Below are 12,254 nucleotides of genomic sequence, written 5' to 3' on the forward strand. Positions count from 1 at the left end.
GTCGCGTGGCACGTCGTGCAGAGACCATCGAGCTCGCAGTCCTCGGACTGCTGCACGAGGGACCCATGCACGGCTACGAGCTGCGCAAGCGGCTCAACCTGATGCTCGGCTGGGGCCGGGTGCTGTCCTACGGGTCGCTCTACCCGACCCTGAAGAAGATGCTGAAGGGGTCCCTCATCGAGGAGACCACCGCCACGGTCACCCCGGTCACCCGGCGCCCGCGCATCGTCTACCAGGTCACCGAGGCCGGCACCCGCGAGTTCGAGCGCCTGATGACGGAGGTCGGCCCGACCGCCTGGGAGGACGACAACTTCGACATCCGGTTCGCCTTCTTCGGGCGCACCGACATGGAGATCCGGCTGCGGGTCCTCGAGGGACGCCGGATCCGACTGCAGGAGCGGCTCGACCGCGTGCAGCGCGAGCTGAAGATGACCGAGCAAGAGGTCGACCGCTATGCGGCCGAGCTGCAGCGTCACGGCGTCGAGTCCGTCGAGCGCGAGGTCCGCTGGCTCTCCGACCTCATCAATGCCGAGCGAAGTGCCGGCTTGCCCCCACCCGCGGCGCCGCCGGCACCGCCAGCACCACAGTCCTAGACAAACCGGGTCTCAACAAACAAGGCCTGGACAACACAGTCATCGACAGTCGTCATCGTCAGCAGTGACAGGAGAGGAATCCCGATGGGTTCGGTTCGCGTAGCAATCGTGGGAGTCGGCAACTGTGCCAGCTCCCTCGTCCAGGGTGTCGAGTACTACAAGGACGCCGACCCGACGGGCTCGGTCCCCGGGCTCATGCACGTCGCCTTCGGCGAGTACCACGTCAAGGACGTGGAGTTCGTCCTGGCACTCGACGTCGACGACCTGAAGGTCGGCAAGGACCTCTCCGAGGCGATCAACGCCTCGCAGAACAACACGATCAAGATCGCCGACGTCCCGACCCTCGGCGTCGAGGTCAAGCGCGGCCCGACCCTCGACGGTCTCGGCAAGTACTACCGCCAGACCATCGACGAGTCGAGCGCCGAGCCGATCGACGTCGTCCAGGCGCTCAAGGACGCCAAGGTCGACGTGATGGTGTCCTACCTCCCGGTGGGCTCCGAGGAGGCCGACAAGTTCTACGCCCAGTGCGCCATCGACGCCGGCGTGGGCTTCGTCAACGCGCTGCCCGTCTTCATCGCCTCCGACCCGGTCTGGGCCAAGAAGTTCGAGGACGCCGGCGTCCCGATCGTCGGCGACGACATCAAGTCGCAGGTCGGCGCCACCATCACCCACCGGGTGATGGCGAAGCTGTTCGAGGACCGCGGCGTGACGCTGGACCGCACCTACCAGCTCAACGTCGGCGGCAACATGGACTTCAAGAACATGCTCGAGCGTGAGCGCCTGGAGTCCAAGAAGGTCTCCAAGACCCAGGCCGTCACCTCGAACCTGACCGGCGAGCTGGCCAACAAGATCTCCGACCGCAACGTGCACATCGGCCCGTCCGACCACGTCGCGTGGCTCGACGACCGCAAGTGGGCCTACGTCCGCCTCGAGGGTCGCGCCTTCGGCGACGCCCCCCTGAACCTCGAGTACAAGCTCGAGGTCTGGGACTCCCCGAACTCCGCCGGCATCATCATCGACGCGATCCGCGCGGCGAAGATCGCCAAGGACCGGGGCCTCGGCGGCCCGATCATCTCGGCGTCGTCGTACCTCATGAAGTCCCCGCCGGTGCAGCTCCCCGACGACGAGGGCCGCCGCCGCGTCGAGGCCTTCATCGCCGGCGACGAGTGATCGCCTCCTGACGTAGGACAGACCGAGCCCCGCCCGACCACCAGGTCGGGCGGGGCTTCGTCGTACCCGGGCGCTAGCGTCCTCGCCGGAGGTGGTCGCCGATGGGCGCAGAGATCATGCTGGTGAGCGGCAAGCGAGTGACCCTGGCCGTGCTGCAGGAGCTCTTCGCCGACCCGGGCGTCCGCTCGGCGCTGGGTGACGCCACCCTCGCCGGCAGCCCCGAGGAGCACCCACGGGTCACCCGCGTGGACACCGAGCGGCTGAGCCTGGTCCTCCACGGCCCGCAGGAGAGCCGCACCGGTGGCGGAGTGGCGGCGTACACCACCGACCTGGGCGTCGCGCGACCCACGGATGCCGACGGCAGCACCTGGTGGACCCGGTTCGAGATCGCCCGCGGGGCCGAGGACGAGGCGGCCGTGCACGTGCTGTCCGCCGTCCTGGCCGCTCTTGCCGCGGCCAGCTCCGGCCACGTCGTCGTCGAGGGTGAGCTCGTCGAGCTCGACGGCGTCGACCCGCCGGCGCCGGCCGAGGCGGTCGCCTCCGCCCCTGCCCCCGACCTCGGCACCGGGAGGGCGTACCTCACCGCCCTGCTCCCCGGCGCCCCGCCCGACGAGGCCGGCTGGCGCCAGCTGCTGCGGGTGGTGCACGCGCTCACCGCGGACGTCCCCGAGCTGTGGCCGGGCTCCGTGCAGGTCGACGGCGAGTGGCGTCCGTTCACGGCGACGGATCCGCCCCCGCCCTGGTGGCCGTCGGCCCAGTGGCTCGCGAGCGCCGAGCCGGCCGCCACCTGGGAGCTGGCCGTCGCCGGCACACCCGGACAGACGCTCAGCCAGATCTCGCTGACGGCGACCGTCGACGCCGCCACCACGGGCCGGCTGCTCCTGGCGCTGGCCGCCCTCGACGTCGGCTACGCCTTCCTGCACCACTGGACGCCGGCCGAGACGCTGCCGTCCGACACGACCGGACTGCGCCACGACGACCCGGACGACCCCGCCGACGTCCCGTGGGTGCTGCTCACCGAGGAGGATCTGGCGGCCGGTCTGCCCGGTGTCTACTGGGCCCAGCTGATCGGCCCGGAGCTGGAGGCCGTGATCGGCCGCGACCGGCTCGCCGGCACCCCGGCCCACCGGGTCGAGGAGGTGGCCCCGCACCGCTGGCTGATACAGCTCACCCCGTCCGCCGCGGACGTCGTACACGACCTCCCGCACGTGCTGGAGGTGCAGCAGCGGGTGCGCGACCACCTTCGCGTCGAGTGACATGAACTGGCCCCCTTCTGGGCCGAAATAGGGGCCACTTCCTGTCACTCGACGGTTCTCCACAGGCGGCAGGAGGGCCTGGTTCACGCTGCGGCGTTACGGGCAGGCCCGGTCCGTGCCGCACCGCTGGGATCCGACCGCGCCGCCCGTCACCGGGCTGGTCCGCCCTGTCCGGGTGGATCCGACCGGGCGCACGGGCCCGACGCGCAAGCAGGCCAGGGGTCCGCACTGGCGCACCACCTCGGCCGGTCTCTTCGTCCCCGCGAGCGTGAGCGCCGACCTGGTCGAACAGCGGATCGTCGAGGCGCACGCGCGAGCCGGGGAGCGAGCCGTCGTCACCGGATGGGCAGCGCTGCGGCTGCACGGTGCCCGCTTCTCCGACGGGCTCGCCCGTGACGGCCGGACCCGCCTGCCCGTGCCCGTCGCCACGAACGGCGAGCGACGCGCCGAGGTCCCCGGACTGCTCCTCATCCGCCAGCGGGTGCCCGAGGACGAGGTCGTGCTCCGCCACGGGGTCCGCTGCGCGAGCGTGGAGCGCGCCCTGTTCGACGAGATGCGCCGGCTGGGCGAGCCCCGGGAGATGGCCGTGGCCGTGGGCGCGGTCTGCGCCGCCGGCCTCACCTCCGTGCAGCGGATGCGCGGCTACGCGGCGGCTCGGCGCTGGTATCGCGACGTCCGCACCGTCACCGGAGCCCTCGAGATGTCCGTCGAGGACTGCCGCTCACCGCAGGAGGACCGGTTCCGCCTGATCTGGGAGTACGACGCCGGCTGGGGTCGCCCGGTGGGCAACCGTCCGGTCCTCGACGAGTCCGGCCGGCTGGTCGCCGTACCGGACCTGCTCGACGTCACCCGCGGCGTGGTCGGGGAATACGCCGGCGCCGACCACCGCGACATCGACCGCCACGAGTCCGACATCGCGCGCGAGGCGGCGCTGCGCCGGGTCGGCCTGGAGTACGTCGAGGTCGTCGCCCGCGACCTGCGCGACCCCGCCAAGGTCGTGGCCCGGATGCAGGAGGCCGAGCAGCGAGCCGGCCTGTTGCCGAGGCGCTGGCAGGTCGGCCCGCCCATGTCTCGTCGAGTGCCATGAACTGGCCCCACTTCGGGCCGGATCAGGGGCCAGCTGGTGTCACTCGACGGATCGAGCCGCCCACCAGGCGAGCAGCTCCTCGCGGGCCGTTTCCTCGCTGAGCGGGCCCCGGTCCATCCGCAGCTCCAGCAGGAACCCGTAGGCCTCGCCGACCTCCCGGCCCGGACCGATCCCGAGGATCTCCATGATCTGGTTGCCGTCGAGGTCCGGGCGCATGGAGGCCAGCTCCTCCTCCTCCGACAGCCGCGCGATCCGCACCTCGAGGTCGTCGTAGGTCCGCCGCAGCCGGTCCGCCTTGCGCTGGTTGCGGGTCGTGCAGTCCGCCCGGGTCAGCACGTGCAGCCGCTCCAGCTGGTCACCGGCGTCGCGGACGTAGCGGCGTACCGCCGAGTCGGTCCACTCGCCGGTGCCGTAGCCGTGGAAGCGCAGGTGCAGCTCGACCAGCTGGCTGACCGCCTCGATCTGGTCGTTGGAGAAGCGCAGCGCCTTCATCCGCTTGCGGGTCAGCTTGGCGCCGACCACGTCGTGATGGTGGAAGGTGACGGTCCCGTCGTCGACGAACTTGCGGGTGCGCGGCTTGCCGACGTCGTGCATCAGCGCCGCGAAGCGGGACACGAAGTCGGGCTTGCCACCGAGCCGGTCCTCGAGCTCGATCGCCTGCTCCAGCACGGTCAGGGTGTGCTCGTAGACGTCCTTGTGCCGGTGGTGCTCGTCGCGCTCCAGCGCGAGCGCCGGCAGCTCGGGCAGCACGTGCGCGGCCAGTCCGGTCTCCACGAGGAGGGTCAGGCCGAGGCGCGGGTACGGCGCGCAGATCAGCTTGACCAGCTCGTCGCGGACCCGCTCGGCCGAGATGATCTCGATCCGGCCGGCCATCGCGGTCATCGCCGCGACGACGCTCTCGTCCACGCTGAAGCCGAGCTGCGCGGCGAACCGGGCGGCCCGCATCATCCGCAGCGGGTCGTCGGAGAAGGAGTCCTCGGGACGGCCCGGGGTGCGCAGCACCCGGTGGGCCAGGTCCACGACGCCGCCGTGCGGGTCCTCGACCTCGCGGCCCGGGAGTCGCACCGCCATCGCGTTCACGGTGAAGTCGCGTCGGCCCAGGTCGCCGTCGAGGGAGTCGCCGAAGTCGACGTCGGGCTTGCGGGAGGAGGGGTCGTACGACTCCGAGCGGTACGTCGTCACCTCGACGTCCCACTCACCCTTGCGGCAGCCGATGGTGCCGAACGCGCGACCCATGTCCCAGGTCGCCTCGGCCCACCTCTTCAGCAGCCGCTCGGTCTCGTCGGGCCGCGCCGAGGTCGTGAAGTCGAGGTCGTTGTGGTGCCGGCCGAGCATCGCGTCCCGCACCGGGCCGCCGACCAGGGCGAGCTCGTGGCCGGCCGCCTCGAAGATCCGCCCGAGATCGTCGATCACCGGAGCGATGCGGTCCAGCTCGGTCGCCACGGACCGCTGCACCTCGGCAAGGTTCAGGGGCGGCAGAGCGACATCAGACACGAGGGTTGAGTCTAGGCCGTGCTGCCCGAGAGCTCCGAGTCCCGGCGGATAGAGTCGAGTGCATGCTCCGCCCTCTGTCGCTGTTGCCTGCCCTCGCGCTGGTGGCGACGACCTGGGTGGGGTGGAGCGCGCCGGCCGAGGCGGCCCAGGCGGCCCGGGCGGAGGATCCCGACGCGCCGCTGTCGGTGAGCATCGAGTCGATGTCGCCCGCGACGGTGCCCGACCGCGGTCCGGTCACGCTCACCGGACGGGTGACCAACGACGACGACGTCACCTGGTCGACGATCAACCTCTACCCCTTCATCTCCTCCCAACCGCTCACCACGCGCGCCGAGCTCACCGAGGCGACGGCGACCGCGCCGTCGGCGCCGGTGGGCGACCGGGTCACGACGGGCGGGCCGTACCACACCATCGACGAGCTGGCGCCCGGCGAGTCCGAGTACTACTCCGTCCGCGTCCGCAGCGCCGACCTGCGCGCCCACGTCGCCGCGAACGGCGGGAATCTCGCCGACAACGCCGGGGTCTACTGGTTCGGCGTGCACGCCCTCGGCCGCAGCGCGACCGACGCCGGCGGCACCAGCGCCCCGACCGCCGACGGCCGCGCCCGGACCTTCCTGCCCCGCGTGGGCGGGACCGGCCGCCAGGTGAAGACCGCGCTGGTGGTCCCGCTCCGCGGAGGCATCGAGTACGCCGACGACGGCTCGATCGCCGACCCGGCGGCCTGGGCCTCCTCGCTGGCGACCGACGGACGGCTGGGCTCGGCGGTCGAGCTCGGGGCCGCCGCGGGCAGCCGTCCGCTCACCTGGCTGATCGACCCGGCGCTCACCGACGCCACGGCTCGGCTCGCCGCCGGGAACCCCGCGCGCTCGTTGGGCTCCACCGTCGATCCCGAGGCCACCGAGGACCCGGACCGGCTGGTGGCCGACCCCGAGGACCCGACGGCGACCCCGCCCGCCGAGCCGGAGACCGCCCTGCCCTCCCCCGACGGTTCGACCGGCTCGGCCGACCAGACCGAGCAGGAGGAACCGGAGCCGCCGACGCCCACCGAGGAGACCGCCGCGCGGGCCGCGTCGGCCTGGCGCGAGAGCCTGCGCGACGCGCTCGCGTCGACCGAGATCCTCGCCCTGCCGTACGGCGACCTCGACGTCCCGGCGGCGGCCGAGCACGACTCGGCGGCGTACACCCGAGCGCGCCGGCGCTCCGGGTCCAGCCTCCAGCCCTGGCAGCTCCCCACCAGCCCGGCGCTGGGCGGGCGCGCCTTCCTCGACCCGGCCTCGATCGAGCTGGCCGGTGACGACGAGGCCCTGATCGGCTCGGACCTGATGGTCCCCGGCCTGAGTGGCTCCGCCCCGACCGTCGCCACGATCGGGGGCCGGCGGCTGGTCCTCGCGTCGACGGGCGCCGCGAGCGGCGGCCCGGGGCCCGACGACCCGCTGGCCGGGGTCGCCGTACGCCAGCGGATCCTCGCCGAGGCCGCCGTACGCCGGCTGGTCAGCCCGCGTGAGCCGCTGGTCGTCGTGCTGCCCGGCGGCTGGTCCGCGGCCGAGCCGGACGAGTTCTTCGACGGCCTCGACCAGCCCTGGCTGGACCTGACCACCGTCGCCGACGTGCTCGACGAGCCGGCCACGACGCTCGAGCCCGAACAGGTCGTCTACCCCCGCGCCCAGGCCCGCCGGCAGCTCGGCGCCGGCGTCTTCGCCTCGGCCCGCTCGCTGAGCGAGGCCGGCACGACCCTGCAGTACCTGCTGACCCGCAACGACACCGTGGGCCACGAGGTCGCCGACCAGGCCATGGCCTCGCTGTCCTTCGCCAGCCGGGCCGACCCGGACGCCGCCCTCTCGAGCAACACCCGCTCCCGGGCGGTGCTCGAGGACCTGCTGAACGGGGTGCGGATCGAGGCACCGCGGCAGGTCACCCTCTCCAGCGCGAGCGGCCGGTTCTCCGCCACCCTGGAGAACACCCTCGACCAGCCGGTGACGGTGCGGGTCCGGGCGGTCGCGGAGGAGCCGATCACCATCACCATGACCGAGGAGGACGTCACGTTGCCGCCGCGCAGCCGCCGCAGCGTGCTCCTCACCGCCTCCACCGAGCAGCAGGGCGTCCACAACATCACCCTCCAGGTCACCAACATGGCCGGGACCACCGTGGGCACCAGCGACCGCCTCCCGATCCGCGCGGCCCAGGTCAGCGACGTCATCTGGCTGATCATCGGCACCGGCGCCGCGCTGCTCCTGGGCGCGATCGGGGTCCGCCTCGCCCGGCGCTTCCGCGCGGCCCGTCGTACCTCCGGCGACGCCGCGGCTCCCGACGACGCCAGTCCCGAGGCCGAGGCCACCGAGCAGGCGCCCGCGTCGGCATGAGCGCCCCCGAGATGAGCACCCGCGAGTCCGCGGAGGAGACCGACCGCAAGATCCTCGCCTCGAGCGCGGTGATGGCGGCCGGGACCGTGGTGTCCCGGCTGAGCGGCTTCGTCCGGTCCGCGCTGCTGGCCGCCGCGCTCGGCGCCTACCTGCACGCCGACATCTTCACGATCGCCAACACGATCCCGAACATGCTCTACATCCTGCTGGCCGGCGGCGTGTTCAACGCCGTCCTGGTCCCGCAGCTGGTGCGCGCCATGCGCGACGACCCCGACGGCGGGGAGGCCTACACCAACCGGGTCGTCACCCTGGCCGCGCTGTTCCTGGGTGCGGTCACGCTGCTTCTGGTGCTGGCGGCGCCGTTGGTGATGTCGCTCTACCTCGACTCGCGGTACGACGACGCGGACCTGGCCGCCCACCGCGAGTCGATCATCGACTTCGCCCGGCTCTGCCTGCCGCAGGTCTTCTTCTACGGGATGTTCGTGCTGGTCGGGCAGATCCTGAACTCCCGCGGGAAGTTCGGGCCGATGATGTGGGCGCCGATCGCCAACAACGTCATCTCGGTGCTGGTGCTGGTGGTCTACCTGCTCACCTTCGGCCCTGCCGGGGGCGACGAGCGGTTCGGAGCGTTCAGCCGCGGCCAGGAGCTGCTGCTCGGCATCGGCTCGACGGTCGGCATCGCGGCGCAGCTGCTGATCCTGGTGCCCTTCCTGCGCGCGGCGGGCTTCACCTTCCGGCCCCGCTTCGACTTCCGGGGCACCGGCCTCGGCCACACCTTCCGGCTGGCGCTGTGGACGGTGCTCTTCGTCATCGTCAACCAGGTCGCCTACACCGTGGTCGTCCGGCTCGCCTCCAGCGGCACCGTCGGCGGCACCGAGGACGGCACCGGTTACATGGTGTACTCCTCGGCCTTCCTGATCGTGATGGTCCCGCACTCGGTCATCACGGTCTCCCTCGCGACCGCGATCCTCCCGCGGCTCTCGGCCCGGGCCGCCGAGGGCGACCTCGCCGGGCTGGCCCGCACCCTCACCGGCAGCCTGCGCACCGCCCTCGCCGTACTGCTGCCCTTCGCGGCGCTCCTCCCGGTGGTCGCGCCCGACATCGCCCAGGTGGTGTGGGGACACGGCGCCGCCGCCGACGACTTCGACAGCTACGTCCCCACGCTCGCCCTCTTCGGCCCCGGCGTCGTCTTCTTCACCGTCCACTACCTGATGCTGCGCGGCTTCTACGCCCTCGAGCGCACCCGCACCGTCTTCTTCATCCAGTGCTGGGTCGCGGCCACCAACATCGCCGTCGCCCTGGCGCTGGTCCTCCGCACCAACGACGAGCAGACGTCACCGGCCCTGGTGGTGGCCTACTCCGCGTCGTACGCCGTGGGCGCGGCGATCTCGTACGCCGTGCTCCGCCGGACCGTCGGCGGTCTGCACACCGGCGAGCTGCTCCGCTTCCTGGTGCGGCTGCTGCTGGCCACCGCGATCTCGACCGGGGTGGCGGTCGCCGTGGCCTGGCCGCTGCACCGGGCGACCGAGGACTCCTCGTGGCCGGCGGCCGTGCTGGTCGGTGGGCTCGTCGCCGTGGTCGACGTCGTCGTGTTCCTCGTGCTGGCCCGGGTCCTGCGGCTGCGCGAGGTGACCTCGGTGCTCCAGACCGTGACCCGCCGCCGGTCGCCCACGCACCGGGCCTGAGGCCGGATCCACCGACTGGTGACGCGTCGCAGGCGGAGGTCGGTGAATCCGGGCTGAGCCCGGCCTACCATGACTCGGGGCCGTCCCGGGCCCCCTGTGCCGAGCCGTCGGGAAGGAGTCGCCGCGTCGTGCCGCACTCGAACCGACCCGGCGACGTCCTCGCCGGCCGCTACCGGCTGGTCGACCTGCTCAGCGAGAGCGGCAACGGCCGGTTCTGGCGCGCCCACGACCGGATCCTGGAACGGCACGTGGCGCTGCACGTCATCGCCGAGGACGACGAGCGTGCGGCCGGGCTCGTCGAGGCGGCCAGAAGGTCGGCGACCGTCCTGGACCCGCGGATCCTGCGCGTCCTCGACGCCGAGCGCACGGGCGGTCTCTGCTACGTCGTGAACGAGTGGGGCGCCGGCACCTCTCTGGACACCGTCGTCGCCACCCACGGGCCGCTGCTGCCGCGGCGGGCGGCCTGGCTGGTGGCCGAGGTGGCCGACTCGGTGGCCGTCGCACACGCGGACGGGATCGCGCACGGCCGACTGGCCCCGGAGAACGTGCTGATCGACCAGACCGGTGCGATCAAGGTGATCGGCTTCTCCGTCGACGCCGCCCTGCACGGGTTGCCGCCCGGCCGGCTCGCGACCGACGTCACCGATCTCGCGGGGCTCCTCTACTGCGCGTTGACCGGTCGGTGGGCGGGCGTGTCCACCTCCGCCGTACCCCCTGCTCCGCAGGAGCACGGCCGGGTGCTGCGCCCGCGGCAGGTCCGCGCCGGCGTACCCAGACCCCTGGACGCCCTGTGCGACGAGGTCCTCAACCCCTACTCGCTGGGCCGCAGCCGCGAGGGCGTCGACCTGGAGACCGCCCGCGGGATCGCCGACGTGCTCGCGGACTTCGTGGGCGAGCCGACCGGTCTGCCCGAGCAGCTCGCCCTGTCCAACCTGCGCCCCGGCGAGACCGTCGTGCTGCCGCAGATCCCGGAGATCCCGGCCCGCGACCCGGAGCCGGAGCCGGAGCCGGAGCCCAGCACTCCGCCGCCCGCCCCCGAGCCGGACCCCACCCAGGCGGGGCTGCCGATCTTCGGCGACGACGGCGACGACGTGTCGTGGCTCGACGCCCCGGAGGCGCCCGCGCCACCGCCGCCGCCGTTCGAGAGCCCGCCGGAGCGACCGCTCTTCGCCCCCGAGCCCTCCGACGGCGGACCGGCCCGGAAGTCCCGCCCCTCCGTCGGAGCCCGGGAGGCCCAGGACCGCGCCGAGTACTGGCCGTGGGAGGGGACCGACCCGGACCGCACCTCCGGCACGGGTCTGACCCCCGTGGCCGAGGACGTCCCGGGGCGCAGCTGGCTGCGGCTCGCCGCCGGGATCGGCGCGGCGCTGCTGCTCCTGGTCGCCGTGGTCGTCGCGTTCAATCTCGGCCGGGGGAAGACACCGCTCGGCACCGAGCCCGACGACGACCCGACGACCAGCGTCTCCCCGAGCCCCACCGCCGAGCCCACCCCGATCACCGGGCTGGTCGCGCGCGACCTCGACCCGCAGGGTGACCCGCCCGAGGAGAACCCCGACACGGTGGGGCGGACGGTCGACGGCGATCCGGCGACCACCTGGCGAACCTCGACGTACAACGAGCAGCTGGCGCCCGGAGGGTTCAAGAGCGGCGTCGGGGTCGTCCTCGACCTCGGTGCGGCGCGCGAGGTGGCCGAGGTCGGCCTCCGGCTCGTCGGCGAGCCGAGCGTGATCTCGCTCTACCTCACCGACAGCGCCCCCGACGACGTCGAGGGCCTCACCCCGCTGCTGGCGGAGCAGCGGGTCGGCACCGAGGCGACCCTGGCCCCGGACCAGCCCGGCTCCGGCCGGTTCCTCACCGTCTGGTTCACCTCGCTGCCGGCGGCCGACGGCGGCTTCCGGGGCGAGATCGCCGAGATCACGGTGCGGGGATGAGCGCGCTGGACGACGGGCGCTCGGACGCCGCGCTGCTCGCCGCGCACGTCGACGGCGACACCACGGCGTTCGGGGTGCTCTTCGGCCGCCACCGTGACCGGCTCTGGGCGGTCGCGCTGCGCACCATGGGCAACGCCGAGGACGCGGCCGACGGCCTGCAGGACGGCATGATCGCCGCCTATCGGCGCGCGGCGACGTTCCGCGGCGACGCCGCCGTGACCACCTGGCTGCACCGCGTCGTCGTGAACGCGTGCCTCGACCGGCTCCGGGCCTCGAAGGTGCGGCGGACCGAGGCGCTCCCCGACGACCTCGAGGAGTACGTCGGCCGCGGGTCCCTGGTCACCTCCGGCCCCGGGTCCGGTGATCCGGCGGACGCGTCCGTGCGCGCCGAGCGGCGACGGGCCGTGCTCGCCGCGCTCAGCCGGCTCCCGGCCGAGCAGCGGGCGGCCCTGGTGCTCGTCGACATGGAGGGCTACGCGGTGGCCGAGGTGGCGGTGATGCTCGACTGCCCGGAGGGGACGGTGAAGTCCCGGTGCTCCCGGGGGCGGACCCGGCTGGCCGCGCTGCTCGACGACCTCGCCCCCCGAGTCGACGAGGGTCACTCCGGTCCGAGGAACCCCCGACCGGCGCCGGCCGTCCGACCAACGGAGGGCACGACGGCCCCTCCGTAGGCTCGAG

Annotated in this window: 9 protein-coding genes; 8 read left to right on the top strand and 1 reads right to left on the bottom strand. The window is 73.2% G+C overall.

Annotated features, from left to right (window positions below; all coding sequences use genetic code 11):
- The first annotated feature begins 5 nt into the window (after window positions 1–5).
- The 4 genes from MUB56_RS04200 to MUB56_RS04215 all read left to right on the top strand — a co-directional run bounded on the left by MUB56_RS04200 (window position 6) and on the right by MUB56_RS04215 (window position 4,106).
- Entirely contained in the window at window positions 6–593 is a 588-nt protein-coding gene (locus MUB56_RS04200) for a PadR family transcriptional regulator (RefSeq protein ID WP_244930665.1), read from the top strand.
- 84 nt (window positions 594–677) lie between these two features.
- Window positions 678–1,763 (top strand): inositol-3-phosphate synthase, encoded by a 1,086-nt coding sequence (locus tag MUB56_RS04205; protein ID WP_244930666.1) that lies wholly within the window; start codon window positions 678–680, stop codon window positions 1,761–1,763.
- A 101-nt stretch (window positions 1,764–1,864) separates the two neighbouring features.
- Complete coding sequence (locus MUB56_RS04210) at window positions 1,865–3,019, top strand: hypothetical protein (RefSeq protein ID WP_244930667.1); 1,155 nt, start codon at window positions 1,865–1,867, stop codon at window positions 3,017–3,019.
- Window positions 3,020–3,134: 115 nt separating this feature from the next.
- Complete coding sequence (locus MUB56_RS04215) at window positions 3,135–4,106, top strand: hypothetical protein (protein ID WP_244930668.1); 972 nt, start codon at window positions 3,135–3,137, stop codon at window positions 4,104–4,106.
- A 39-nt stretch (window positions 4,107–4,145) separates the two neighbouring features.
- On the opposite strand, the gene MUB56_RS04220 is transcribed toward MUB56_RS04215, so the two are convergent.
- On the bottom strand, window positions 4,146–5,576 hold the full coding sequence (locus tag MUB56_RS04220) for a CCA tRNA nucleotidyltransferase (protein ID WP_244932345.1): 1,431 nt from the start codon (window positions 5,574–5,576) through the stop codon (window positions 4,146–4,148).
- An 86-nt stretch (window positions 5,577–5,662) separates the two neighbouring features.
- On the opposite strand from MUB56_RS04220, the gene MUB56_RS04225 reads away from it, so the two are divergent.
- The 4 genes from MUB56_RS04225 (at window position 5,663) to sigM (ending at window position 12,247) form a co-directional block, all read left to right on the top strand.
- Window positions 5,663–7,960: a DUF6049 family protein gene (locus MUB56_RS04225; RefSeq protein WP_244930669.1), complete on the top strand. Its 2,298-nt coding sequence runs from the start codon at window positions 5,663–5,665 to the stop codon at window positions 7,958–7,960.
- Entirely contained in the window at window positions 7,957–9,645 is a 1,689-nt protein-coding gene (gene murJ / locus MUB56_RS04230; RefSeq protein ID WP_244930670.1) for a murein biosynthesis integral membrane protein MurJ, read from the top strand. Before MUB56_RS04225 ends, murJ begins: the two co-directional genes overlap by 4 nt.
- A gap of 128 nt (window positions 9,646–9,773) precedes the next feature.
- Entirely contained in the window at window positions 9,774–11,576 is a 1,803-nt protein-coding gene (locus MUB56_RS25860) for a protein kinase family protein (RefSeq protein ID WP_280637361.1), read from the top strand.
- A complete protein-coding gene (gene sigM / locus MUB56_RS04250) occupies window positions 11,573–12,247 on the top strand; it encodes an RNA polymerase sigma factor SigM (protein WP_244930672.1) in 675 nt (224 codons plus the stop codon). Before MUB56_RS25860 ends, sigM begins: the two co-directional genes overlap by 4 nt.
- Window positions 12,248–12,254: the final 7 nt, after the last annotated feature.

It is taken from the genome of Nocardioides sp. W7, assembly GCF_022919075.1.
Taxonomy (GTDB): Bacteria; Actinomycetota; Actinomycetes; order Propionibacteriales; family Nocardioidaceae; genus Nocardioides.

Coding starts and splice junctions, on each gene's coding strand:
- MUB56_RS04205 (WP_244930666.1), top strand. CDS start 678: ATGGGTTCGGTTCGCGTAGCAATCGTGGGAGTCGGCAACTGTGCCAGC.
- MUB56_RS04210 (WP_244930667.1), top strand. CDS start 1,865: ATGGGCGCAGAGATCATGCTGGTGAGCGGCAAGCGAGTGACCCTGGCC.
- MUB56_RS04225 (WP_244930669.1), top strand. CDS start 5,663: ATGCTCCGCCCTCTGTCGCTGTTGCCTGCCCTCGCGCTGGTGGCGACG.
- murJ (WP_244930670.1), top strand. CDS start 7,957: ATGAGCGCCCCCGAGATGAGCACCCGCGAGTCCGCGGAGGAGACCGAC.
- sigM (WP_244930672.1), top strand. CDS start 11,573: ATGAGCGCGCTGGACGACGGGCGCTCGGACGCCGCGCTGCTCGCCGCG.